At 64.0% G+C, this 21,450-nt stretch carries 29 protein-coding genes and 1 tRNA gene; 12 read left to right on the top strand and 18 right to left on the bottom strand.

The window, feature by feature from the left end:
* Window positions 1-795 (top strand): DUF2927 domain-containing protein (locus tag AAG799_RS15215; protein ID WP_341897382.1); only part of this gene is annotated, 795 nt, incomplete at its 5' end.
* A gap of 5 nt (window positions 796-800) precedes the next feature.
* Window positions 801-1,553 (top strand): alpha/beta hydrolase, encoded by a 753-nt coding sequence (locus AAG799_RS15210; protein ID WP_341897380.1) that lies wholly within the window; start codon window positions 801-803, stop codon window positions 1,551-1,553.
* Between the two features lie 141 nt (window positions 1,554-1,694).
* On the opposite strand, the gene AAG799_RS15205 is transcribed toward AAG799_RS15210, so the two are convergent.
* Both AAG799_RS15205 and AAG799_RS15200 read right to left on the bottom strand, forming a co-directional pair.
* Window positions 1,695-2,225, bottom strand: a complete 531-nt coding sequence (locus tag AAG799_RS15205; RefSeq protein WP_341897378.1) for a hypothetical protein — start codon at window positions 2,223-2,225, stop codon at window positions 1,695-1,697.
* Window positions 2,226-2,278: 53 nt separating this feature from the next.
* Window positions 2,279-3,136 carry an SDR family oxidoreductase gene (locus AAG799_RS15200; protein WP_341897376.1) on the bottom strand — a complete coding sequence of 286 codons (858 nt, stop codon included), beginning with the start codon at window positions 3,134-3,136 and terminating at the stop codon, window positions 2,279-2,281.
* Window positions 3,137-3,225: 89 nt separating this feature from the next.
* Here AAG799_RS15200 and AAG799_RS15195 point away from each other — a divergent pair, with 89 nt between their 5' ends.
* On the top strand, window positions 3,226-3,996 hold the full coding sequence (locus AAG799_RS15195; protein ID WP_341897374.1) for a tetratricopeptide repeat protein: 771 nt from the start codon (window positions 3,226-3,228) through the stop codon (window positions 3,994-3,996).
* Here AAG799_RS15195 and queG read toward each other — a convergent pair.
* The 3 genes from queG to AAG799_RS15180 are packed head-to-tail and all read right to left on the bottom strand — an operon-like array spanning window position 3,983 to window position 6,071.
* Window positions 3,983-5,041, bottom strand: coding sequence for a tRNA epoxyqueuosine(34) reductase QueG (gene queG, locus AAG799_RS15190; protein WP_341897372.1), 1,059 nt, complete (start codon window positions 5,039-5,041; stop codon window positions 3,983-3,985). The two genes, AAG799_RS15195 and queG, sit on opposite strands and share 14 nt — an antisense overlap.
* Entirely contained in the window at window positions 5,025-5,375 is a 351-nt protein-coding gene (locus AAG799_RS15185; protein WP_341897370.1) for a RidA family protein, read from the bottom strand. Before AAG799_RS15185 ends, queG begins: the two co-directional genes overlap by 17 nt.
* A gap of 27 nt (window positions 5,376-5,402) precedes the next feature.
* Complete coding sequence (locus AAG799_RS15180; RefSeq protein WP_341897368.1) at window positions 5,403-6,071, bottom strand: glutathione S-transferase family protein; 669 nt, start codon at window positions 6,069-6,071, stop codon at window positions 5,403-5,405.
* A 60-nt stretch (window positions 6,072-6,131) separates the two neighbouring features.
* Here AAG799_RS15180 and AAG799_RS15175 point away from each other — a divergent pair, with 60 nt between their 5' ends.
* From AAG799_RS15175 to AAG799_RS15155, 5 genes are all read left to right on the top strand, one after another.
* Window positions 6,132-6,758, top strand: coding sequence for a glutathione S-transferase family protein (locus tag AAG799_RS15175; RefSeq protein WP_341897366.1), 627 nt, complete (start codon window positions 6,132-6,134; stop codon window positions 6,756-6,758).
* A gap of 397 nt (window positions 6,759-7,155) precedes the next feature.
* Window positions 7,156-7,533: a metalloregulator ArsR/SmtB family transcription factor gene (locus tag AAG799_RS15170; RefSeq protein WP_341897364.1), complete on the top strand. Its 378-nt coding sequence runs from the start codon at window positions 7,156-7,158 to the stop codon at window positions 7,531-7,533.
* A gap of 35 nt (window positions 7,534-7,568) precedes the next feature.
* Window positions 7,569-8,108, top strand: coding sequence for an SRPBCC family protein (locus AAG799_RS15165; protein WP_341897362.1), 540 nt, complete (start codon window positions 7,569-7,571; stop codon window positions 8,106-8,108).
* A 23-nt stretch (window positions 8,109-8,131) separates the two neighbouring features.
* Complete coding sequence (locus AAG799_RS15160; RefSeq protein ID WP_341897360.1) at window positions 8,132-8,605, top strand: SRPBCC domain-containing protein; 474 nt, start codon at window positions 8,132-8,134, stop codon at window positions 8,603-8,605.
* 29 nt (window positions 8,606-8,634) lie between these two features.
* Complete coding sequence (locus tag AAG799_RS15155) at window positions 8,635-9,057, top strand: YciI family protein (protein WP_341897358.1); 423 nt, start codon at window positions 8,635-8,637, stop codon at window positions 9,055-9,057.
* A gap of 4 nt (window positions 9,058-9,061) precedes the next feature.
* On the opposite strand, the gene rutD is transcribed toward AAG799_RS15155, so the two are convergent.
* The 4 genes from rutD to AAG799_RS15135 all read right to left on the bottom strand — a co-directional run bounded on the left by rutD (window position 9,062) and on the right by AAG799_RS15135 (window position 12,100).
* Entirely contained in the window at window positions 9,062-9,835 is a 774-nt protein-coding gene (rutD, locus tag AAG799_RS15150; RefSeq protein ID WP_341897356.1) for a pyrimidine utilization protein D, read from the bottom strand.
* 6 nt (window positions 9,836-9,841) lie between these two features.
* On the bottom strand, window positions 9,842-10,234 hold the full coding sequence (gene rutC / locus AAG799_RS15145; RefSeq protein WP_341897354.1) for a pyrimidine utilization protein C: 393 nt from the start codon (window positions 10,232-10,234) through the stop codon (window positions 9,842-9,844).
* A 36-nt stretch (window positions 10,235-10,270) separates the two neighbouring features.
* Window positions 10,271-11,017, bottom strand: a complete 747-nt coding sequence (gene rutB, locus AAG799_RS15140; protein ID WP_341897352.1) for a pyrimidine utilization protein B — start codon at window positions 11,015-11,017, stop codon at window positions 10,271-10,273.
* 216 nt (window positions 11,018-11,233) lie between these two features.
* Window positions 11,234-12,100: a LysR family transcriptional regulator gene (locus tag AAG799_RS15135; protein WP_341897349.1), complete on the bottom strand. Its 867-nt coding sequence runs from the start codon at window positions 12,098-12,100 to the stop codon at window positions 11,234-11,236.
* Between the two features lie 107 nt (window positions 12,101-12,207).
* Between AAG799_RS15135 and AAG799_RS15130 the strand changes: the two genes are divergently transcribed.
* Together AAG799_RS15130 and AAG799_RS15125 are read left to right on the top strand one after the other, a co-directional pair.
* Window positions 12,208-12,957: an SDR family oxidoreductase gene (locus AAG799_RS15130; protein WP_341897347.1), complete on the top strand. Its 750-nt coding sequence runs from the start codon at window positions 12,208-12,210 to the stop codon at window positions 12,955-12,957.
* Window positions 12,958-12,989: 32 nt separating this feature from the next.
* Window positions 12,990-13,940 carry an alpha/beta hydrolase gene (locus tag AAG799_RS15125; protein ID WP_341897345.1) on the top strand — a complete coding sequence of 317 codons (951 nt, stop codon included), beginning with the start codon at window positions 12,990-12,992 and terminating at the stop codon, window positions 13,938-13,940.
* Window positions 13,941-13,995: 55 nt separating this feature from the next.
* On the opposite strand, the gene AAG799_RS15120 is transcribed toward AAG799_RS15125, so the two are convergent.
* From AAG799_RS15120 to phhA, 7 genes are all read right to left on the bottom strand, one after another.
* Entirely contained in the window at window positions 13,996-14,283 is a 288-nt protein-coding gene (locus AAG799_RS15120) for a copper-binding protein (protein WP_341897343.1), read from the bottom strand.
* Between the two features lie 3 nt (window positions 14,284-14,286).
* Complete coding sequence (locus tag AAG799_RS15115) at window positions 14,287-14,751, bottom strand: cupredoxin family protein (protein WP_341897341.1); 465 nt, start codon at window positions 14,749-14,751, stop codon at window positions 14,287-14,289.
* Between the two features lie 10 nt (window positions 14,752-14,761).
* Window positions 14,762-16,105 (bottom strand): copper oxidase, encoded by a 1,344-nt coding sequence (locus tag AAG799_RS15110; RefSeq protein WP_341897339.1) that lies wholly within the window; start codon window positions 16,103-16,105, stop codon window positions 14,762-14,764.
* Window positions 16,106-16,116: 11 nt separating this feature from the next.
* On the bottom strand, window positions 16,117-17,529 hold the full coding sequence (locus AAG799_RS15105; RefSeq protein WP_341897337.1) for a TolC family protein: 1,413 nt from the start codon (window positions 17,527-17,529) through the stop codon (window positions 16,117-16,119).
* Entirely contained in the window at window positions 17,526-17,885 is a 360-nt protein-coding gene (locus tag AAG799_RS15100) for a hypothetical protein (protein ID WP_341897335.1), read from the bottom strand. Before AAG799_RS15100 ends, AAG799_RS15105 begins: the two co-directional genes overlap by 4 nt.
* Before the next feature lie 79 nt (window positions 17,886-17,964).
* Window positions 17,965-18,393: a hypothetical protein gene (locus tag AAG799_RS15095; RefSeq protein ID WP_341897333.1), complete on the bottom strand. Its 429-nt coding sequence runs from the start codon at window positions 18,391-18,393 to the stop codon at window positions 17,965-17,967.
* A 42-nt stretch (window positions 18,394-18,435) separates the two neighbouring features.
* The gene (gene phhA / locus AAG799_RS15090; protein WP_341897331.1) at window positions 18,436-19,314 is read right to left on the bottom strand and encodes a phenylalanine 4-monooxygenase; all 879 of its coding nucleotides are present in this window, start codon (window positions 19,312-19,314) and stop codon (window positions 18,436-18,438) included.
* A 136-nt stretch (window positions 19,315-19,450) separates the two neighbouring features.
* Between phhA and AAG799_RS15085 the strand changes: the two genes are divergently transcribed.
* On the top strand, window positions 19,451-19,918 hold the full coding sequence (locus AAG799_RS15085) for an Lrp/AsnC family transcriptional regulator (protein WP_341897329.1): 468 nt from the start codon (window positions 19,451-19,453) through the stop codon (window positions 19,916-19,918).
* 3 nt (window positions 19,919-19,921) lie between these two features.
* On the opposite strand, the gene AAG799_RS15080 is transcribed toward AAG799_RS15085, so the two are convergent.
* Together AAG799_RS15080 and AAG799_RS15075 are read right to left on the bottom strand one after the other, a co-directional pair.
* On the bottom strand, window positions 19,922-20,251 hold the full coding sequence (locus AAG799_RS15080) for a c-type cytochrome (protein ID WP_341897327.1): 330 nt from the start codon (window positions 20,249-20,251) through the stop codon (window positions 19,922-19,924).
* A gap of 5 nt (window positions 20,252-20,256) precedes the next feature.
* Complete coding sequence (locus tag AAG799_RS15075) at window positions 20,257-21,189, bottom strand: N-formylglutamate amidohydrolase (RefSeq protein ID WP_341897325.1); 933 nt, start codon at window positions 21,187-21,189, stop codon at window positions 20,257-20,259.
* Window positions 21,190-21,365: 176 nt separating this feature from the next.
* On the opposite strand from AAG799_RS15075, the gene AAG799_RS15070 reads away from it, so the two are divergent.
* A tRNA-Val gene (locus AAG799_RS15070) sits at window positions 21,366-21,440 on the top strand.
* Window positions 21,441-21,450 lie beyond the last annotated feature (10 nt).

The following is a 21,450-nucleotide window of genomic DNA, read 5'->3' as shown; positions in this document are numbered from 1 at the left end:
CATATCCAGCATGTGAACCTGCAGATCAATCTGGCCGCGCCCAATATCGAGCGCTGCGTGCGGCATGAAATCCTGCACAGCTTCGGCCTGCTGAACCATCCGCACAGCCTGCATTCGGTGCTGAGCTATTACACCACGGTGGCCGACCTCACCGAGGCCGATCAGGTGATGCTGCTCAGCCTGTATGATCAGCGCATTCGGCCGGGCATGTCGCGGCTTGCCGCGCTCACGGTGGCCGATGGCCTGATCGAGGAAAAACGCCGCCAGATCAATCCACGCGCGCCGCCGAAAACCAGCCCGGCCCCGGTGCTGCGCGATGCCGTGGCCGATCTGCAGGCCGGTGCCAACAATGGGAATATCCGCGCCCAGCTCTATCTCGCCGAAGCGGCCTGGAAGGGCTATGGCATGACACCCGATCCCGCCCGGATGCAGGCCATGCTCGACCGTGCCACGGCAACACGCGATATCGTGTCGCGCTTCGATGTCGCTTTTGCCCTTTTGGCCGGCAGCTACGTTCCCAAAGATGAGGCGCGTGCCGCCGCGCTGTTTCAGCGCAATGCCGAACAGGGGCATGAAGTGTCGCAAAACAACCTCGCCGTCCTGCTGCGCGACGGCCGCGGCGTGGCGATCGACAAGGTGGCGGCGCTGACCTGGTTCACCATTGCGGCGCGTCGCAACTACGCACCCGCCGAACGTGCCCGCGTCAGCCTGGCGGCGACCCTGCCGCCCGACCAGCAGGAAACCGCCCGCCTGCGCGCCGCGGCATGGAAACCACGCCCGGAAGGCGCTAGATAGAGCGGATGAGCGAAACACAGTATCTGTCCAGGCCCGACGGCACCCGCCTCGCCTATTGTGCCACGGCCGCCAGGCGCGCCGACAAACCCGGTATCCTGTTCTGCGGCGGTTTCAAATCCGACATGACCGGCACCAAGGCCATGGCGCTGGAGGCAGCGGCGCAGCAGCAGGGTCTGGGCTTTGTGCGGTTTGATTATTTCGGTCATGGCCAGTCAGATGGGGCCTTTCTCGATGGCACTATCGGCCGCTGGAAAGAAGACACGCTGGCGGTGCTGCGCGAGGTCTGTGTCGGGCCACAGATCATTGTGGGCTCCAGCATGGGTGGCTGGCTCGCCACGCTGGCCGCCCTCGCGCTGCCCGACCGTACTGCCGGCCTGGTGCTGATCGCCCCGGCGCTGGATTTCACCGAAGACCTGATGTGGGCCGGCATGAGCGAGCAGCAACGCGCTGTGCTGCTGCGGGATGGCATCCTGCGCGAACCGTCGCAATATTCCGACCAGCCCTATGAATATACGCTGAAGCTGATCACCGAAGGCCGCGAGCACATGATCCTCAAGCCGGGCATCGCCTATGACCGGCCGGTGCGCATCCTGCAGGGCATGGAAGATCCCGATGTGCCTTATATGCACGCGGTGAAGACCGCCGCCGCCTTCCAGGGCGGCGATACGCGGCTGACGCTGATTCGCGATGGCGATCACCGCCTCTCCAGGCCGCAGGATCTCGCCCTGCTGACGGAAGCCGTGCTGGGCCTGCTGTGATCGGGACTGCGAAGAGCTGACGAACTTCTATGCCATGACCTGCAACCAGCAATCCACCGCCTAGTTGACCCGGAAAAGCTGGAAATGGCGGCCAGACATTTAGCTGCTATGCAGAATTCTGCGCGGTGACTGTCATTTTCCTTACCTTGGCAAGGGCTGGCCATCTTTCGTGTAAAATATTATCGCATCACCCCAATTGTCCGGCACTTCAACACTCTTATTACCAAAGGTGCTTTTCAATTTCGCCGCTAAATCTTCAAATGCCTCTCTTGCTGCAGGAGAGAATGGCTCCCCACGTTTAGTCCATTCAGTCATGAAAATGGAAAGTCGCCCATCTATCGATGGAATGTATTGGGCATCTTTTAAAGTTGTTCTGCTTGATACCTGCAAAATAGTACCGCCCACGAGATCGAAGGGCCTAGCCACTACCGCCGCTATGTTATTCGTCAGGCGATAAGCATGGTAAATTTCAACCTCTCCTTCACCAGATAAATATCCCCTCTTACCATCGAGTGGATAATTGACAATTTTCTGGTACCCGCTTGTTTCCAGCAGATTCTCTATTTTTGCCAAATTCTCTATTGTCGCCAGTGCCGCGGTTGAGGACGGTCTAATCTTGATTGACGAGGCAGGATACTCTCCTCGATTACCGCAAGCCGATAAGATCAACATGCAGCATATCGCGATTATCCTGTAGTCTCGCATTATCATTCCCAAGTGATAGCTCACAAGAGGGCCGCCAGGCCTTCGCGATAGGTCGGGTATTGCAGCGTCACGCCCAGTTCGGTCTTGATACGGTCGTTGCGCACGCGGCGGCTGTCGGCATAGAAGCTCGCCGCCATCGGCGAGAGATTTGCCGCAGCGAAAGGAATCTCCGGCGGCACCGGCAGCTTCAGCAATTCGGCGGCATAGGCCACCACATCCTGCGGCGGGGCCGGCTCGTCATCGGCCAGATTATAGATCGCGCCGGGATTGGGCCGGGCCATCGAGGCCTGCAGCACACTGGCAATATCCGCGACATGGATGCGGCAGAACACCTGGCCCGGCTTGTTGATGCGATGCGCCGTGCCGCGTTTGATGCCTTCCAGCTGGTTGCGGCCCGGACCGTAGATACCGGCGAGCCGGAACACATGCACCGGCACGCCATGCTCGGCCTGCAGTCGCAGCCAGCCGGCCTCGGCTTCGGCGCGGCGCCTGCTGCGCCCCTGGGTCGGATTGATCGGCGTGGTTTCATCCACCCAGCCACCGGCACGGTCGCCATAGACCCCGGTGGTGGAGAGATAGCCGAGCCATTTCAGGTTCGGCAGCCGCGCAATATGTTCGCTGTGCCAGCGCAGCACGGCATCGGCGTCTTCCTCGGCCGGCACCGAGATCAGCATATGCGTTGCCGGTGCCAGCACGGAAGGATCGCTGAGCGGCGCAGTGCCGTCGAAAACATGGCTGTCATAACCAAGGGCAGCGAGATTGGCCGCTTTTTCCAGACTGCGGCTGGTGCCGATCACATCCCAGCCTTCGGCATGCAGCCGGGCGGCCAGCACCTTGGCGCTGAAACCCAGCCCGAAGCAGAACAGTGTGTCACCCATCGCAGTCCGATACCTTGCTTTGCCCGATGCCTTGCTTTTGCCATGCCACGGCGCCACTCTGCCGCGCCATGCTTCCTGCCCTCAAGATAATGCGCCTGACGGCATTCGCCAGCCTTGGTGTGCTGCTGATTCTGCCGCTCGCTGTCAGGGCGCAGCAGGCGACCCAGCGCTCGACCGTGCTGCAGGATGCCGCCTATCAGGACTGCCTGGCGGCAGTGCGCAAGAATCCGGAAGACGGCTTTGCCCATGCCCAGCTCTGGCAGGCCACCGGCGGCGGCCTGCCGGCCCAGCATTGCGCGGCGCTGGCGCTGGTGGAGCTGAAGCATTACGGCGATGCCGCCGACCGGCTGGAAAAACTGCTGCCACTGGCCGAGAAGCAGGCGCCGCATCTGACCGTGGCGATCCTCGACCAGGCGGCCAATGCCTGGCTGCTGGCCGAACAGCCGCAGCGCGCCAGACAATTGCTCGACATCGCACTGAAGGCGGCCCCCGATACGCCGGACCTGCTGATCGACCGCGCCCTGGCCTCTGCGGCGCTGAACGATTATGCCGCGGCGCGCAAGGATCTCGATATCGCGCTCTCGGCCGATCCGACGCGTGAGGATGCCCTGGCGCTGCGCGCGGCGGCCCGCCGCCAGACCGGCGACATGAGCGGCGCGCTGGAAGATGCCGAAACCGCACTGGCGATCCAGCCGCGCCTGCCGGAGGCTTTATTGGAGCGCGGCATCCTGCGGCTCAGCAAGGGCGACAAGCGCGGCGCCCGCGAAGACCTGATCCAGGTGCGCCTGCTGGCGCCCGATACGCCGGCGGCGATTTCCGCCGGCCAGTATATCGAGCAGATGGACGTCAGGCCGGATTAGCCAGGCCCTTCAGCGCCTGCGCGGCCTGCGCCCGCACCGCCGCCGCCGCATCGTTCGATAATCGCTGCAACACCGGAATCGCGGCGGCATCGCCGCTGTTGCCCAGCGCGACGCAGACATTGCGCACGAAGCGGTCACGCCCGATGCGCTTGACTGCCGTGGTGGCGAAACGCGCACGGAAACCGGCATCATCGAGCGCAGCCAGCTCCAGCAACAGCGGCGCATCCAGCTCCGGCCGGCTTTGCAGCGTGATTTCGCGCGCGGCAGATGCGAACTTGTTCCACGGACAGACGGCAAGGCAGTCATCGCAGCCATAGATGCGGTTGCCCATCGCGCCTGCGAATTCCGCGTCGATCACGCCGTCATATTCGATGGTGAGATAGGAAATACAGCGTCGCGCATCGAGCTGGTAGGGCGCGGGAAACGCCTGGGTCGGGCAGATGTCGAGGCAGCTGCTGCACGACCCGCAGTGATCGATTTCCGCATCATCGGGCGGCAATTCGGCCGTGGTGAGGATCAGGCCCAGAAACAGCCAGGAGCCGAAATCGCGCGACACCAAATTCGTGTGCTTGCCCTGCCAGCCGATGCCGGCCGCGGCGCTCAGCGGCTTTTCCATCAAGGGCGCGGTGTCGACAAACACCTTCACCTCGTTGCCGGCATGACGGTGCAGCCAGCCGGCCAGGCTTTTCAGCTTCTTCTTGACCACCAGATGATAGTCGCGCCCCTGCGCATAGACCGAGATCGCGGCGCGATCCTTGTGCAGCAGCACATCCAGCGGATCGCGCTCAGGGCCGTAATTCAGGCCCAGAGCGATGATACCGCGTGCTTCGGGCCATAAGGCATTGGGGTGGCGGCGGCGCTCGGCCTTGTCTTCCAGCCACCGCATCTCGCCGTGACGCTGCAGCGCCATGAACTCGTCGAGCCGTGCGGCCAGTTCGGGGCCGATGCGGTCGGCCGATGTAAAGCCGACCGCATCGAATCCTTCCGCCAGCGCCTGCTGGCGGATCCGTGTCTTCAGGTCGTCTGGATCAACCGATCGCGGCAATGCAGGCGATCTCGACCTTGTAGTCCGGCGCCGCCAGCTTGGACTCCACGGTGGCGCGCGCCGGTGTGTTGCCCTTCGGCACCCAGGCATCCCAGGCTTTGTTCATGTCGGCAAAGGTGCTCATGCTGGCAAGCCAGATGTTGGTCGACAGGATCTTGGTCTTGTCGGTGCCGGCTTCCTTCAGCAGCTTGTCGATCTGCGCGAGAATCTGCTCGGTCTGGCCGGTGACATCGGCCTTCGGATCGGCGGCGACCTGGCCGGCCAGATACACGGTGTTGCCATGCACCACGGCCTGGCTCATGCGGGGGCCAACATCGATGCGACGGATGCTCATGGGTAATCTCCTGGGTTGGGTCGGTTTTTAGAAATCCAGATCGGCGTAATGCTTGGGCGGCGGCAGGCCGGGGATATGATCGGCCAGCAGCGGACGGAAACTGGGCCGCGACTTGACCCGTGCATACCAGTCATGGGCGCCGGGATGATCGGCCCAGGACACGTCGCCGAGATAGTCGAGGCAGCTGATATGCGCCGCGGCCGCGATATCGGCGAGCGAGAAATCGTCGCCGGCGAGCCAGTTGCGGCGCTCGGTGAGCCAGGCGATGTAGTCGAGATGGATCTTCATGTTCTGGTGCGCGATGCGGATCACGGCGGATTCCGGATGGCCCATGCCCATGAAGCGCTTCATCACCTTCTCGAACACCAGCGGCTCGGAGGCTTCAGGCCCGAATTTGTGATCCCACCACGACACCAGCCGGCGCGTCTCGGCCCGGCTCGGCGGATCGAAGCCGAGCAGCATCTTGTTGGGATAGACCTCGTCGAGGTATTCGCAGATCGCCTGGCTGTCGGCCAGCACGCGGCCGTCATGCTCCACCAGCACCGGGCCATTGCCGCTCGGGTCCATGGCGAGGAATTCCGGTCGCCGCTCCCACAGCTTCTCGACCTCGAGATCGAATTCGAGCGCCTTCTCCTTGAGGAGGACGCGGACCTTGCGGGACTGCGGGGAGAGCCAGAGATGGTACAGCTTGCGCATGGCGGCAGAGTCTAGTCGTATTCGGACGAACGAAAAAGCTTGAGGGAGCAACGAATCGCCATGCTGAAAATCTGGGGCCGCGCCAGTTCTGTCAATGTCCAGAAGGTGTTGTGGGCGGCCGACGAGCTTGGGCTGGTCTATGAGCAGATCAATGTCGGCGGCGCATTCGGCGGCAACGGCACGCCGGAATATCGCGCGATGAATCCCAATGGCTTGGTGCCGGTGCTGGTCGATGCCGATGGCAGCATCCACTGGGAAAGCAACAGCATGCTGCGCTATCTCGCTGCGAGGTACGACGCCGCCGGTACCGGCCTGTGGCTGGCCGATCCGGCACAGCGCAGCCTGGCGGACCGCTGGATGGACTGGGCCTCCAGTCTGATCGGCGAGCCGATGCGGGTGCTGTTCTGGGGCTTCGTGCGCGATCCGGTCAATGCCGACCTCAATGCCATGACCCGGGCCGAGGACCAGGCCGCCGAATACTGGGCCCGGCTGGATGCCCACCTGGCCAGCCGGCCCTTCGTAGCCGGGGACCGGCTGACCATGGGCGATATCCCGGCCGCCTGTCAGCTGCAGCGCTGGCTGGTTTTCCCGATCACCCGCCCCGATCTGCCGCATCTGAGAGCCTGGCATGACCGGCTGGCCCAGCGGCCGGGCTACGCCAAGCACGTCATGGTGCCGATGACCTGAAACGGGCCCGAACCACACCGGAAACAGCGTTTACCGCGTTGCTCGCATTTGCGCAAAAACCGCGTTTTTGCCCATAATTTCAGGGAACTCTGGTCAAAAATGGGCTTATTTCGACAAAAACAGCCTTAAGCCCGCTTAAAACAGCCTCTTCCAGGAGTGTTTCGAGCTGTTTTGCATGGAATCTCCCTGCAACACGCCTGTCAGACTGCCTGCTATGGGCATATCGAGCCGTTTTACGGGCGATTTTACCCCAGAATAGCCATCGCCCCGATTCCTCCTGCAGTTGGATTTTCCGACCGCAAGCCCTCCTGCGCGAAGCCTGAAAATCCGGCTTGACGGACCGGCGCGCCTTCTGTATTTAACCTATCAGTTATTTAACCTGACTGGAAAATACAGAATGTCACCGGCGCCAGACCGCCTTGTCCCCGACCATCTCAGCGCCACCCTGTCGGCGCTGGCCGACCCGACCCGGCGTGCCATCCTGGCGCGGCTGGCCCAGGGCCCGGCGCCGGTCGGCAGCCTGGCGGCGCCGCTCGGCCTCAGCCTGCCGGCTGCGTCGAAACACCTGACGGTGCTGGAACGCGCCGGGCTGGTGTCGCGGCACCGGCGGGCGCAATGGCGCGACTGCCGGCTGGAGGCCGCACCCTTACGCGAGCTGGCCGGCTGGCTGCAGACCTATCGCCGCTTCTGGGACGACAGCATGGAGCGCCTGCATGCCTATCTCGAACAGCTGCAGCCCCAGCCGGACACCGATCAGAACCACCGCGGCGCGTAACCCCACCCCTGCCCACACCATCGAAAGACCAAGCCATGCTGAAAATTCTCATCGCCATTGCCATCATCCTCGTCGTCGCCATTCTTGGCGTGCTGGCCTATGCCGCCACGCGGCCCGATACCTTCCGCGTGCAGCGCTCGGCCAGCATCAAGGCCCCGCCGGAAAAGATCTTCCCGCTGATCAATGATCTGCAGGCCTGGCGCGGCTGGTCGCCCTACGAGAAGAAAGACCCCGACATGCAGCGCCGCTACAGCGGCCCGGCCGCTGGCAAAGGCGCGCATTATGCCTGGGATGGCAACAAGGAGATCGGCGCCGGCAGCCTGGAAATCATCGAGAGCATGCCAAGCAGCAAAATCGCCATGCGGCTGGATTTCGTCAGGCCCTTCGAAAGCACCAACCGTGCCGACTTCACGCTGGAGCCGAACGGCGACAGCACCACGGTGACCTGGGCGATGACCGGGCCGCTCACCCTGATGTTCAAGCTGGTGCACTTGGTCTTCAACTTCGATCGGATGGTCGGCGGCGATTTCGAAGCTGGCCTGGCCGATCTGAAGACACTGGCCGAAACACCCTGAACCCGGAAAGGAGACTGCATCCGATGTCCGCAACACCGAAACCCGACAAGGCCCCCGACCTGGTGCTCAACCGCGTGTTCAACGCGCCGCGCGATCGTGTCTTCCGTGCCTGGATCGATCCGCAGCAGATGGCGCAGTGGTGGGGACCGAAAGGTTATACCGCACCGGTCTGCCAGCTGGATGCGCGGCCCGGCGGCGCCTGGCTGGTGCATATGCAGGCGCCCGATGGTCATGTGCAGCCGATGGGCGGCATGTACCATGAGATCGTCACGCCTTCGAAGATCGTCTGCACCACCTGGGTGAAGGATGATACCGGCCGCTATCTGGTCGAGGGCTTTCACATCGTCACCTTTGAGGCGACGCCTGATGGCAAGACCAAGCTGCGTCTGGAAAGCACCCTGCTGCAGCTGGCGCCGGAATGGTCGGCGGCTCGTGACGGCATGAAAGAAGGCTGGAGCACCAGCCTCGACAAGCTCGACAGCCTGATGACGGCTTAACCCGGTTTCTTTTCAGAGGAGAACAGACAATGCGCGTGATGGTGATCGTGAAGGCAACGAAAGACAGCGAAGCGGGCATCATGCCGTCGACCGAGCTGCTGGAAGCCATGGGCAAGTATAACGAGGAGCTGGTCAATGCCGGCATCATGCAGGCCGGCGACGGCCTGCATCCGTCATCGAAGGGCAAGCGCGTGGCCTTCGATGGCCCGAACCGCACGGTCATCGACGGGCCGTTTGCCGCAACCGGCGAGCTGATCGCCGGTTTCTGGATCTGGCAGGTGAAAGATATGGCCGATGCGGTCGCCTGGGTGAAGCGCTGTCCCAACCCGATGCCGGGTCCGAGCGAGATCGAGATCCGGCCACTGTTCGAGATGGCCGATTTCGGCGAGGCCCTGACACCGGAAGTGGCCGAACTGCACGAGCGGGTCGGCGAGAAGATGACCGGGCGTTGACGCCTCAGCCGGCAGTGAGGAACTCGACCAGGCGGCGGTTGAAGGGCGCCGGGTCGCTGACCGTGCAGGCGTGACCGCCCTCGGCGGTGAGCCAGAAGCGGGCCTGCGGCAGGCCTGCCGCCAGCTTCTGCGAGGCAGTCCAGGGTACCAGAATGTCATCACGCGATGCCGCCACCAGGGTGGGCGCGATGACCTGGTCGAGCCGGTCGCTGGCGTCATAGCTGAGCAGGGCATCGATACGCTTGAGCAGATTGGCACTGCCCTGGAAGTGCCGCTGCGCCTGCACCGCCTCCTCGGCCAGCTGCGCGCTGCGCTGCGCCAGCCATGCCGCTGGATAGAGGAAAATCGGCTGCGCCTGCAGATAGGCCTCCACGCCGACATGCAGCAGCAATTGCCGGCGCATGGCAAAACAGCGCGCCGTATGCGCCTCGCCCCGGCTCCAGGCATTGACCAGCACCAGGCGATCAAGCCGCGCCGGTGCACGCAGCGCCAGCTCAAGGCCGATCAGGCCGCCGAGCGCATGGCCGACCATATGAACGCGGGCAACACCAAGACTATCCAGAATCTGCACCACATCATCGGCCATGGCAGCGATGTCATGGCCATCAGGCAGCGGGCCGGCATTCTGCCCGGTGCCGCGATGATCATAGAGCACCACGCGGAATTGTTCGGTCAGCGCTGCCAGCTGCGGCAGCCAGAAACTGCCCAGCCCGCCAAGGCCGGCGGACAGAAGCACCGTGGCGGCCGCATCCTTGCGGCCATGAACCTCGTACTGCACGCTGCGTCAGTCCTTGCTGCCGATATGGGCGATGCTGGCGATCTCGATCAGTGCGTCGGGTTTGACCAGGCCGCACTGGATGCAATAGCGCGCCGGCTTGTCGCCGGGAAAATACTCGGCATAGACGGCGTTGACCGCCGCGTAGTTGGCCCAGTCGGTGATGAAGATCGAGTTGAAGGTGATATCCGCCATGCTGCCGCCGGCGGCCTCCACCACCGTTTTGATCGTGTCGAGCACAACACGGGTCTGCGCCGCGGCATCGCCGACATGCAGCACATTATTGGCCTTGTCGAACGGCAGCGTGCCGGAGACATAGAGCACGCCATCGGCCAGTGTGCCGGGCGAATAGGGCGCGAGCGGTTTGCCCGAACCGGGCGGAATGACAGCCATCATCGGCATGCAGGAACTCCCAGGAATGTTGCGGGGCGGATGGCGTCAGGCGTCCGCCGGCGGACTCTGCGCCACGGTGCCGCAGAAATCGGCCACGGTAGACACCCAGCCGAAGAAGGTTTCGATATTGTAAAGTGCTGCGGCCTGCACGAAATCCGGGCCGGCCGCATGGGTGGCATCGGCGAGCGCAACGCCAAAGTATTCGAGATGGAAAGCATCGCGCAGCGAGGATTCGACGCAGACATTGGTGGCAATGCCGGTGAAGACCAGCGTGCGGATGCCGCGCGACCGCAGCAGGCTGTCGATATTGGTGTTGAAGAATCCGCTGTAACGCGGCTTGGGCACCACGATATCGCCGGGCTGCGGCGCCAGCGCATCGACCAGCGCATAATCCCAGCCGCCTTTCGCCAGCAACTGCCCGGCCAGTTCCGGCTTGCGCCGCATGGTCTTCAGCGCATTCGATTTATGCCAGTTGGGTGAGCCCGGACCACCGGCCTCGATGTAATCCTGGTCCCAGCCATTCTGGAAATAGATTACCGGAATACCCGCCGCCCGCGCTGCCGCCGCGGTACGGGCGATCTGCGCGATCACGGTCTCGGTGCCGGCGATGTCGAAACCGGCACGATCCAGATAACCGCCGGGCGAGGCATAGGCATTCTGCATGTCGACAATGATCAGTGCCGTTTCACTCGGCTTCAACCGCAGCGGTTCGGGCCGCGCCGGCAGGGTGACGACATGATCGGATGCGGCGGCTGGCGCGTAACCGGCGGCAACGGGAACGGACTCGGACATGCACACAGACTCCGGAGCGGACATCGACCCGCTCTTGGCAGGATGCGAGAGTCTTAGCAGGATGCATGCCAGAGGAGGCCCGGCTGGCCCTCAGCCCGAAACCGCAGAAATGCCGCCGTCGTCAGGCCATATCTGCCGAAAATCCAATCTCGGGACTGAAAAGCGGGCGGCGATCTGCCCGCGTCGCAAGCAATGCCAAACTGCCGCTGTAATATTTCAGTCCGCCAGACGCGCGACGATCATATCCATGAGCGCGCGCAGACGCGGCAGGCGGCGCAGGTCACGATGATAGCCGATATACTGGTCACGGCCCGGCAATGGCTCATCCAGATCAATCGCGGCAATGCCCGGCGTGGCATCGCCGACCGGCCGCGGCAGCACGGTATAGCCGGCGCCCCAGGCACACATCTGCGCCTGCACGGCGAGATTGTTGCTGCTGAAGCCGGCAGTGGCATGGGGGAGCGCACGCTGCAGCCACAGGACATCGGGGCGGCCGGCATAGGCTTCGTGCATGGTGACAACACGCAGGCCGGCGCCATCACCGAAGGTGGGCACCGCGCTGCCGATCGGCGCATAGAGTGCATAGGGCACCGTGACCAGACGCCGCCCGATCACTTCGGGCTCGTCGAACGGCCGCATGCGAATCACCATGTCGGCTTCACGGCGCGGCAGGCTGTAGAGCCGTGCATCGGTCAGCAGTTCCACGCTGGCCTTCGGATACTGCAGGCCGAATTCCGACAGCACTGGCGCCAGCATGTAGATGGCGAACCAGTCGAGTGTTGAGATACGCAGCAGGCCATCGATGTCATGCACACCGGCGGCCAGCTGGCGCTGCGCCGCGAGTGTTTCCGCCTCGATGCGTTCGGCATGCCTGAGCAGCGTGCCGCCTTCATCGGTGAGCACGAAGCCATCGGCGGTGCGCTGGAACAGCACATGGCCGAGCGCGGCTTCCAGCGCGCGCAGGCGACGGCCCATGGTGGGTTGGGTCTGGCCGATCTTGCGCGCCGCAGCCCCCAGCGTGCCCTCGCGGGCAATCGCCAGAAAAACCCGCAGATCGCTCCAGTCCAGTGCCGGCCTGCTCATCTCATGCATTTATGCATGGACTATATTCAATATCAATAATTTCCATTCACTCGTGAAAGGCGCACCTTCGGGCCATCGCAAACGCACCACCTGAAGGAACCCCCATCATGACCCGCCTGACCAACAAGACCGCGCTCATCACCGGTGGCACCAGCGGCATCGGCCTGGAAACGGCCCGCCAGTTCGTCGCCGAGGGTGCCCGCGTCGCCATCACCGGCACCAACCCGGCCACCATCGAAGCCGCCCGCGCCGCCCTGGGCCCCGGCGTGCTGATCCTGCAGGCCGATGCCGGCAATATCGCCAGCCAGCAGGACATCGCCCGCCAGGTGCAGCAGGCCTTCGGCAAGCTCGACATCCTGTTCGTCAATGCGGGTGTCGCCGACTTCCGCCCGGTGGAAGCCTGGGACGAGGCCGGCTTCGACCGTTCGGTGGCCGTCAACCTGAAGGGCCCGTTCTTCCTGGTGCAGGCCCTGCTGCCGGTCTTCGGCAATCCGGCCTCGGTGGTGCTCAACACCTCGATCAATGCGCGCATCGGCATGCCGAATTCCAGTGTCTATGCCGCCACCAAGGCCGGCCTGATCTCGCTGGCGCGCACGCTGTCGGGTGAACTGATCGGTCGCGGCATACGCGTGAATGCTGTCAGCCCCGGCCCCATCTCGACGCCGCTCTACGGTAAGCTGGGCCTGTCGGAAGCCGATCTCAAGGCGATGGCCAGCGGTATCATGGACCAGATTCCCGCCAAGCGTTTTGGCCAGCCGTCCGAGATCGCCAAGGCCGTGGTCTTTCTCGCCTCCGATGAATCCGCCTTCACGGTGGGCAGCGAACTGATCATCGACGGCGGCATGAGCAACCTCTGAGCCCGACCCCTCATACAAAAGGATTCCAAATCATGATCCCCTCTCTTCCGCGTCGCAGCCTGCTGACCGGTGCGCTGGCACTCGCCGCCATCAGCACCATCGCCATGCCGGCACTTGCTGCATCCGATCAGGCCGTCACCTATCCAAAGAGCTTCAAGACCCAGTCCATCGCCAGCAACGGCACAACGATCCATGTGCGTGTCGGCGGCAAGGGTCCGGCGGTCGTGCTGCTGCATGGCTATGGCGAGACCGGCGACATGTGGGTGCCCCTGGCCGTGGAGCTGGCGCGCGACCACACCGTGGTGGTGCCCGACCTGCGCGGCCTCGGCCTCTCGGCCAAGCCCAAGACCGGCTTCGACAAGAAGACCCAGGCCCATGACGTGGCCGGCGTACTGGATGCGCTGAAGATCAGCAATGCCGATCTGGTCACCCACGATATCGGCAACATGGTGGGCTATGCCTTTGCCGCGCAGTATCCGGCCCGCGTGAAGAAATTCGTGCTGATCGATGCGCCGGTGCCGGGCATCGGGCCGTGGGAAGATGTCCTCAAGAATCCGCTGCTGTGGCATTTCCGCTTCGGTGGCCCCGACATGGAGCGTCTGGTGAAGGGCCGCGAACGCATCTATCTCGACCGCTTCTGGAATGAATTCTCGGCCAACCCAAAGCGCTTCAGCGAAAGCTCGCGCCAGCATTACGCCAAGCTTTATGCCATGCCCGGTGCGATGCATTCCGGCTTCGCGCAGTTCGCTGCCTTCGACCAGGATGCGATCGACAACAAGGCGATGCTGGCGGCCGGCGGCAAGCTGAAAATGCCGGTACTGGCACTGGGTGGCGAGAAGAGCTTTGGCCTGACCATGGCCGTGGTGATGCGCGCCGCCGCCGATAATGTCACCGAAGGCGTGGTGCCGGATTCGGGCCACTGGATCATGGAAGAGAATCCGAAGGCGACGGTGGCGCTGGTTCGCGGATTCCTCGGCCAGTAATCAACCGTGAAACATGGGCCGGGATGGCGGCATGGCTGTCATCCCGGCTCTATTCTCAGCGCGGCTGCGTCTCGGCTGCCTGGATAAAGAAGACGCCATTCTCTTTCAGGATGGTTGCCGCGACGCGGTCGCCGACCTTCAGTCGTTCCAGCAGCGTCGCATCCTTCACCTGCAGCACCATGCTCATGGCCGGCATCTCCAGGTCACCGGCGATCGGGCCGTGACGCAGTGTGATCTTGCCGGTGTCCTTGTCGATCTTGCGGATCTCGCCTTCGGTACGACCGGTCTGCGCCAGCGCGCCGAAAGCGGTAAACACGATCAGAATGCCCGCTGCCAGCCGCATCGCTTACCTCCGCACCTGGATATCGCCCTTCATGCCCTTCTCGAAATGCCCGGGGATCAGGCAGGCGAAATCGACGCGGCCGGCGGTGGTGAAATGCCAGATCAGCTCGCCGGTATGCGCCGGCGCCACCGTGATGGCATTGGGCTCGTCATGCACCATGGTGGGATGCTTGCGCATCACCTCGGCATGCTCCTGCAGGGCCTTGATCTCACCCAGCATGAATTCATGCGGTTCCAGCCCGTCATTCTTCACCACGAAGCGGATGGTTTCGCCACGCTTCACTGCGATGCTGGCGGGTGCGAAGCGCATCTGATCGCTCATGCTGACCGCGATGGTGCGCGACACGGCCGATGCCTTGCCGGGCTCGCCAACCGGGGAATGCTGTTCCGGACCATGCGCGGCCGCGGTGAGCGGTAGGGCGCCGAATGCGGCGGCGGCAAAAGCTGCTTTCAGGAAAAGGGAAGCCATCGGTATATCCTCAATGCTTGTGTTCGGTTGATGTCTGGGATGGCTTGGCAGCCGGCGCGGCTGCACTGCCATCGACCTTGTAAGCCACGGTGCCGGGCGGGTGTTTGTACCAGCCGGGATCGCGATAATCGCCGCGTGCCAGCCCGTCGCGCACCTTCACCACGGTGAACATGCCGCCCATCTCGATCGGGCCGAACGGGCCCTGGCCGGTCATCATCGGCAGCGTGTTGTCGGGCAACGGCATTTCCATCTCGCCCATATCGGCCATGCCGCGCTCGCCCATGGTCATGTAATCGGGAATCAGCGACACCAGCCGCGGCGTGAGGCCGCGATGGTCGACACCGATCATGGTGGGCACGCCATGGCCCATCGGATTCATCGTGTGATGCGACTTGTGGCAGTGGAAGGCCCAGTCGCCCGGCGCATTGGCATCGAATTCGAACGCGCGCATGGCGCCCACCGGCGCGTCGATGGTGACTTCCGGCCAGCGCGCCGACGGCGGGACCCAGCCGCCATCGGTGCAGGTGACGGCGAAGTCGTAGCCATGCAGGTGGATCGGATGGTTGGTCATGGTCAGGTTGCCGAAGCGGATGCGCACGCGATCGCCCAGCCGCACCGGCAGGGTATCGATGCCGGGAAAGGCCCGGCTGTTCCAGGTCCAGAGGTTGAAGTCGGTCATTTCCGCCACCTTCGGCGTGGCGGCGCCGGGTTCGATGGCATAGGCGTTGATCAGAAAGGCGAAGTCGCGGTCGACGCGATACTGGTTCGGATCGCGCGGATGCACGATGAACAAGCCCATCATGCCCATCGCCATCTGCACCATCTCGTCGGCATGCGGGTGATACATGAAGGTGCCGGATTTGCGCAGCTGGAATTCGTAGACGAAGGTTTCACCCGGCTTGATCTGCGGCTGGCTCAGGCCGCCGACGCCATCCATGCCACTGGGCAGCAGCATGCCATGCCAGTGAATGGTGGTGTGTTCCGGCAGCCGGTTGGTGACAAAGAGGCGCACGTAATCGCCTTCCACTGCCTCGATGGTGGGGCCCGGGCTGCTGCCGTTATAGCCCCAGAGATTGGCCTTCATGCCCGGTGCGATTTCGCGCACCACCGGTTCGGCCACCAGATGGAATTCCTTCCATTGGCCGTTGATGCGCCAGGGCGCCGACCAGCCGTTCAGCGTCACCACCGGATTGAAAGGGCGCCCGGTGCTGGGCTGCGGTGGCGGCACCATCTTCGGCCCGGGCGAGACAGCGGGCTCGGGCAGGGCAGCCAGCGCCGAACGGGCGACGGTGGCGGCGGCAACACCCCCGATGGAGGTGGCTGCGGCGGCAATCAGATTGCGTCTGGTAAACATGGCTGCTCTCCTTAATGCGCGGCCGCTGCCGAACGGCGCGGCAGCAGGCTGTTGCTGCTGCCCGACATGCCGCCGCTGTCGACCGGCGCGATGGTGACAAAACTGAGATCGGTGTCGGCGATCCAGAAATCGCGCTGGGCTTCCAGTGCGGCCGAGACATCGGCAATCTGTTCGCGCGCATCGGCCAGCAGTTCGAATGTGCTGATCAGCATGCCGTTGTAGCGCAGCACCATCTCCTCGCTGGCCTTCTGGCGCAGCGGGATGATCTCGACCTGGTAATGCCGCGACAGGTCATAGGCCGCGCGATAGGCCAGATAATTTTCGCGTGCTGCTGACCGCGCCTGCACGGCGGTATCGGCCAGGGCATTGACGGCCTGCAGGTAATAATGCTCGGCACGCGTCGCCCTGGCATCGCCGAAATCGAACAGCGGCACTTCCAGCGCGATGTCGTAACCCTTCTGGTCCGCCTTGCCGGTCTGGCTGTTGCGCTGGTAGCCGACCTCCAGCACGTTGATAAAGCGCGTGGCATTGGTCAGGCCATAGGCCTTGCGCGTGGCGGCGAGATCGGCTTTCGCCATCTGCACATCCAGCCGCCCGGCAATCGCCTCCGCCTCGATATTCTCCACATTGCGCGGCGCGGCGGGGAGATCGGGCAACCGGTCTGGCAATTGAAACGCCGTATCGCGACCCCACAGGCCCATGAGCCGCGTAAGACGCTCGCGTGCCGCCACCGCCATGACACGGCTTTTCGCCAGCCGCGCGGTGGCATCGGCATAGAAGATCTGTTCGCGCAGCAGCCGGAGCGCGCTGGCATTGCCGACCTGTTTCATGCGGCGCGCCAGCTCTGCCTGCGTCTCCGCCGCATCGCGGATCTGGCCGACATAAACCGCTGTCTGCTCGGCTGCCACCGCCTCATACCAGGCCTTGCGGGTCTGGGCCGCCAGCGCCAGTACCGCGGTGGCGGTGCGCAGCTTGGTGGCTTCATAACGGCGCTCTTCGATCCCGGCGGCAAATGGCAGCAGAAGAAGACTGAAAGCATCGATGCTGATGCCGCGTTCGATTTCGGTTTCGCTGCCACGGCGCAGGCGGGCATAGCTGATGCCCGGATTGCCTGGCCGCCAGGATGCCGTGAGATCCGCGGCACCGATGCCCAGCTCGGCAAAACTGCCCTGCAGGCGACGGTTGTTGAGCAGCGCCACCTGCACGGCATCATCTGCCGTCAGCGGTCTGGCCAGCAGGCGATCGAGCGTGTCGCGCACCGCGCGCTCGTCGTCATCGCTCTTGATCCAGGCCGGACGCTGGCCGATGCGCTGCTCGGTGGTGGCGGCCACATCGTTGAAGGCGCGCTCGGCCACCGGTCCGGCGCAGCCGGCGGTGACGGCGGCCAGCGCGAGCACTGCGATCCGTTTTTGAACGGTCATCATGGCTGGCGCCCTCCATGGCGGTGACCCTGCGGGCCATGCATCATCGGGCCGGGCATCATTGGACCACGCATCATCGGCATCGACGGCGCGGCCGGCCTGACCTCTGCGGGCGCACCGTCTTTCAGGGCACCGGCATGGCCGCCGGTATCGCGCACGGCATCGTTGGCCTGGTGCCAGTCGCGCTTCTCGTCGAAACCGGCCTTGCGATAGCCTGAGAAGGCCGAGCGATATTCCGGCTGCGGCACCATCGCTGCCGGATCGGCAGGGTCTGCGGCCTGCACCGTCAGCGGCATGGCCAGCAGCAGAACAGCTGCAATCAGCAGCGCAACGGCTGCCCTCTGACATCTCGAAAACATGGAATCACCCTCGGCATGATGCGCAATACGACTGCGCTGCGACTGACGGTTGTGTCAGCACTCGCAGCGATGCTGCAGATCAGAGGCGTGGGGGTTCGTTCGGCTGGGCGGGTGTGATGCCGGCTGGTGCGAGGACACGGGCCGGCTGATAGTCGTGATAGGCGCCGGCGGCGATCACCGAGGGTGCAGCCGGCAGCACAACACTGGCCAGCGAACAGCTTTTGCACAGCAGACAGCCCTGCTCGCAGGGGCCGGATGGCGCAGATGTGTCATCGGCGGCCATGTCATCGGTGGCGGCGCTGCCGCCGCAGTCATGGTCGGCAGCCGGAACAGCCGCGCTATCGTGATGTGTGGTGCCACCATCCATATGCGCGGCCGGCATCATCGGCATCGCCACGCTATGCGTCACCGAGGCCACCGTGGCGGCGAACAGCAGGCCAAGCATCGCCACCAGCGCGCAGAAGCGGCGCAGTGCGGAAGGACGGAACCGGCGGCGAGAAAATGGCATACCGACTAGATAAGAGCTTCCCATGCGGGAAGGTCAAGCAGATCAGGCGTCGGCGGTGTCGTTTTCCCAGCCGCCCTCTTGCGCGTTCAGGGTACCACGCGTGATGACGGCATCTTGCGGCATCACATCGGCGGCGCCGCAATCGGGCTGGCCCGCCAGCTGCGCATACAGCGGGGTGAAATCCGGTTTTGTCGCCTCGAACAGCTCATCGAAGCTGCGGATCACGAAATAGCTCTTCTGGAAGGTGTCGATGCGGTAGCGCGTGCGCATCACCCGCATCAGGTCGAACCGGATGCGGTTCGGCGCCGCAGAATCGAGACAGAAGATGCTTTCGGTTTTCGAGGACAGAATCCCGCTGCCATAGATGCGCAGGTCGCCGTTCGTCTGTTCGATCAGCCCGAATTCCACCGTGTACCAGTAGAGCCGCGCCAGATGATGCAGCGCGTTGAGCCCGTTGGCCTTCAGCCCGCCGGCACCATAGGCCTGCATGTAATCGGCGAAGACCGGATTCATCAGCAGCGGCACATGGCCGTAGATATCGTGGAAGCAGTCGGGCTCCTGGATGTAGTCCAGCTGCGCGCGCTGGCGGATCCACCAGGTGACCGGAAAACGGCGCGCGGCGAGATGGCCGAAGAACACGGCGTCGGGCACCAGGCCGGGCACGCAGACAATGCGCCAGCCCGTCGCCTTTTCCAGCACATCGGACAGCCGCTCGAAATCCGGCACGCCATCTGCGGCCATGCCCAGACCGGTGAGGCCGGCGAGGAATTCATCGCAGGCGCGGCCCGACAGCAGGGCGGCCTGGCGCCGGAACAGGTCGCGCCAGACGGCGTGGTCTTCCGCCGTGTAACGGTCCAGCGGCTGCTCGTGGGTGTAGTCGGCGCGGATGACGAGATCATCGTGCTGGGCAGCGAGGGCCATGGGGGCCTCCGGAATTGTGGAGTTTCTGCCCGCAAGGATATGGCGGAAGCGATGCAAATACTCGGCAAGTTCCGTTTAATAACCGCATTTTGTGCAATATTATGGCATTTTATAACAATTTATGCGATAAAACCGCATGTTATCCGATCTGGATGTTTTCGACCTGCGGCTGCTCGCGGCCCTGCAGACCGACGGCCGCGCCGCCAATGCCGCGCTCGCCGAAACCGTCGGCCTGAGCGCCAGCCAGGTCAGCCGGCGGCTGAGCAGACTCGAAGCCGATGGCGTGATCGCGTCCTACGCTGCCCTGCTGAAACCCGAAGCCGTCGGCCTCACCGTGCTGGCCTTCAGCAACATCTCGCTGGACCGCCAGGCCGAGGCGATGGACGGCTTCGAGGCCGCGGTACTGCGCTTCCCTGAAATCCTTGAATGCTACTCGGTGACCGGCGAGGCGGATTTCGTGCTGCGCATCGTGGCGCGCGACCTGAAAGCCTTCGCCGATTTTCTCTCGGAGAGATTATTGCGCGTACCCGGCGTGCGCAGCGTGCGCTCGGCCATCGTGCTGCACCAGATCAAGCACACCACGGCACTGCCGCTGGAGCGCTGAGCCTCACTCGCGCGCGAGCTGGCGCAGCCAGGCGATGATGTCTTCGGTTTCCTGGCGCGACAGCTCGATGCCGCGCATCGGCGGATGCGGCGCGGCGAGCCAGCCGCGCAGGCGCGCCTCATCGGCACTGCGGCCGCGCATCAGCCGCGGCAGCGACGGTGCCGCATCGCTGCCCCGCGATGTGGTGCCATGACAGGCGACGCACCAGCGCTCGGTCAGACTGCGGCCCATGGTGGCATTGCCAACTTCGGCCGCGCGCGCCGCTGTCGTCGCAAGGCAGAGGGCGGGCGCCAGAAGCATAACCGCGAGCAGCAGACGGCATCGCGAGGTCATGGGGCTCAATCCTTCAGGAAGTCCGGTGTGGCGGAGGCGATCAGCAGTTCGATCAGGCCGGTCATGGCGCGCTGCACGCGGATGAAGCCGGCCGATCTGGTGATGCTGGTCTCGTCCATGTAGAGATCGCGGTTGATCTCGAGCTGCAGCGTGTGCAGGCCCTGGTCACGGCGTGCGTAATGCTGGGTGATATAGCCGCCGGCATAGGGCTTGTTGCGCGTGGTGCTGAAGCCGCAGGAGGCGAGATAGCCTTCGACGCGGTCGACCAGCCGGGTCGGGCAGGATACGCCGTGGAAATCGCCGATCACCATATCGGCACGGCGCTGGCCGGCATCAGGCATGTTGTTGCCGCCGACGCTGGGCATCGAATGGCAATCCAGCAGCAGCGCCACGCCGTGGCGGGCCCTGGCCTCGGTCAGCAGGCTTTGCAGCGTGTCGTGATACGGGCGCCAGCAGGTTTCGACGCGGCGTTCGGCCTCGGAAAACGGAATCTTGCTCTTGTAGATTTCCAGGCCGCCGGCGACGACGCGGGCGATGGTGCCCAGGCCGGCACCGATCTTGCTGCTCTCGGTGACCACATGGGGCGGCAGCGGCGCATCGAACATGCCGGGATCGAGTTCGTAGGCCGAGCGGTTCGGGTCGCAATAGGCACGCGGGAACAGCGCTTCCAGCAGCGGCGCGCCGCGCGAGGGGCCATCGGCGTAGAGTTCGTGGATGAAGGCATCTTCCGAGCGGCGCAGCGTCAGCGGATCAAGCTGGCTGTAAGCCTTGAAGCTGGCCGGGTAGATATCGCCCGAATGGGGCGAGGACAGCACCACGGCACTGGCCGGGCCGGTAAAGCCGGCATCCTGCGGCCGGGTCACCCGCAAGGGCGGGTTGGCCGGAAATTCAGGGTCGGGCCGGAAGGCACGGGCTTTGATCGGAGCGCTACTTGTCATCGAATCCTGGGAAGCCGGAGAACCGGGGCAATGGGCCAAGACAATTAAGGGGAGAATATGGGCCATCCGGGGGAGGCTTGCCAACCGGCCCGGCAGCGATTAAAAGCCTGCCGGTCCGGTCGACCCCCGGACTTTCCGTCCAAGAGCTTCTTTCTGGGACTGAAACAGCGCGTAACGGGCGGTTAGCTCAGCGGTAGAGCACTACCTTGACATGGTAGGGGTCACAAGTTCGATCCTTGTACCGCCCACCACGCGCCTCTC

The organism is Ferrovibrio terrae, from assembly GCF_943371255.1.
Lineage (GTDB): Bacteria > Pseudomonadota > Alphaproteobacteria > Ferrovibrionales > Ferrovibrionaceae > Ferrovibrio > Ferrovibrio terrae_B.
The sequence above is the reverse complement of the archived record's forward strand: the minus strand, read 5'-3'. Positions and strand labels throughout refer to the sequence as shown.

Bases quoted from the DNA above. Each gene is read 5' to 3' on its own strand.
- AAG799_RS15210 (WP_341897380.1), top strand. From the start codon at position 801: ATGAGCGAAACACAGTATCTGTCCAGGCCCGACGGCACCCGCCTCGCC.
- AAG799_RS15205 (WP_341897378.1), bottom strand. From the start codon at position 2,225: ATGTTGATCTTATCGGCTTGCGGTAATCGAGGAGAGTATCCTGCCTCG.
- AAG799_RS15200 (WP_341897376.1), bottom strand. From the start codon at position 3,136: ATGGGTGACACACTGTTCTGCTTCGGGCTGGGTTTCAGCGCCAAGGTG.
- AAG799_RS15195 (WP_341897374.1), top strand. From the start codon at position 3,226: ATGCGCCTGACGGCATTCGCCAGCCTTGGTGTGCTGCTGATTCTGCCG.
- AAG799_RS15185 (WP_341897370.1), bottom strand. From the start codon at position 5,375: ATGAGCATCCGTCGCATCGATGTTGGCCCCCGCATGAGCCAGGCCGTG.
- AAG799_RS15180 (WP_341897368.1), bottom strand. From the start codon at position 6,071: ATGCGCAAGCTGTACCATCTCTGGCTCTCCCCGCAGTCCCGCAAGGTC.
- AAG799_RS15175 (WP_341897366.1), top strand. From the start codon at position 6,132: ATGCTGAAAATCTGGGGCCGCGCCAGTTCTGTCAATGTCCAGAAGGTG.
- AAG799_RS15170 (WP_341897364.1), top strand. From the start codon at position 7,156: ATGTCACCGGCGCCAGACCGCCTTGTCCCCGACCATCTCAGCGCCACC.
- AAG799_RS15165 (WP_341897362.1), top strand. From the start codon at position 7,569: ATGCTGAAAATTCTCATCGCCATTGCCATCATCCTCGTCGTCGCCATT.
- AAG799_RS15160 (WP_341897360.1), top strand. From the start codon at position 8,132: ATGTCCGCAACACCGAAACCCGACAAGGCCCCCGACCTGGTGCTCAAC.
- AAG799_RS15155 (WP_341897358.1), top strand. From the start codon at position 8,635: ATGCGCGTGATGGTGATCGTGAAGGCAACGAAAGACAGCGAAGCGGGC.
- rutC (WP_341897354.1), bottom strand. From the start codon at position 10,234: ATGCCGATGATGGCTGTCATTCCGCCCGGTTCGGGCAAACCGCTCGCG.
- rutB (WP_341897352.1), bottom strand. From the start codon at position 11,017: ATGTCCGAGTCCGTTCCCGTTGCCGCCGGTTACGCGCCAGCCGCCGCA.
- AAG799_RS15135 (WP_341897349.1), bottom strand. From the start codon at position 12,100: ATGAGCAGGCCGGCACTGGACTGGAGCGATCTGCGGGTTTTTCTGGCG.
- AAG799_RS15130 (WP_341897347.1), top strand. From the start codon at position 12,208: ATGACCCGCCTGACCAACAAGACCGCGCTCATCACCGGTGGCACCAGC.
- AAG799_RS15125 (WP_341897345.1), top strand. From the start codon at position 12,990: ATGATCCCCTCTCTTCCGCGTCGCAGCCTGCTGACCGGTGCGCTGGCA.
- AAG799_RS15120 (WP_341897343.1), bottom strand. From the start codon at position 14,283: ATGCGGCTGGCAGCGGGCATTCTGATCGTGTTTACCGCTTTCGGCGCG.
- AAG799_RS15115 (WP_341897341.1), bottom strand. From the start codon at position 14,751: ATGGCTTCCCTTTTCCTGAAAGCAGCTTTTGCCGCCGCCGCATTCGGC.
- AAG799_RS15110 (WP_341897339.1), bottom strand. From the start codon at position 16,105: ATGTTTACCAGACGCAATCTGATTGCCGCCGCAGCCACCTCCATCGGG.
- AAG799_RS15105 (WP_341897337.1), bottom strand. From the start codon at position 17,529: ATGATGACCGTTCAAAAACGGATCGCAGTGCTCGCGCTGGCCGCCGTC.
- AAG799_RS15100 (WP_341897335.1), bottom strand. From the start codon at position 17,885: ATGTTTTCGAGATGTCAGAGGGCAGCCGTTGCGCTGCTGATTGCAGCT.
- AAG799_RS15095 (WP_341897333.1), bottom strand. From the start codon at position 18,393: ATGCCATTTTCTCGCCGCCGGTTCCGTCCTTCCGCACTGCGCCGCTTC.
- phhA (WP_341897331.1), bottom strand. From the start codon at position 19,314: ATGGCCCTCGCTGCCCAGCACGATGATCTCGTCATCCGCGCCGACTAC.
- AAG799_RS15085 (WP_341897329.1), top strand. From the start codon at position 19,451: ATGTTATCCGATCTGGATGTTTTCGACCTGCGGCTGCTCGCGGCCCTG.
- AAG799_RS15080 (WP_341897327.1), bottom strand. From the start codon at position 20,251: ATGACCTCGCGATGCCGTCTGCTGCTCGCGGTTATGCTTCTGGCGCCC.
- AAG799_RS15075 (WP_341897325.1), bottom strand. From the start codon at position 21,189: ATGACAAGTAGCGCTCCGATCAAAGCCCGTGCCTTCCGGCCCGACCCT.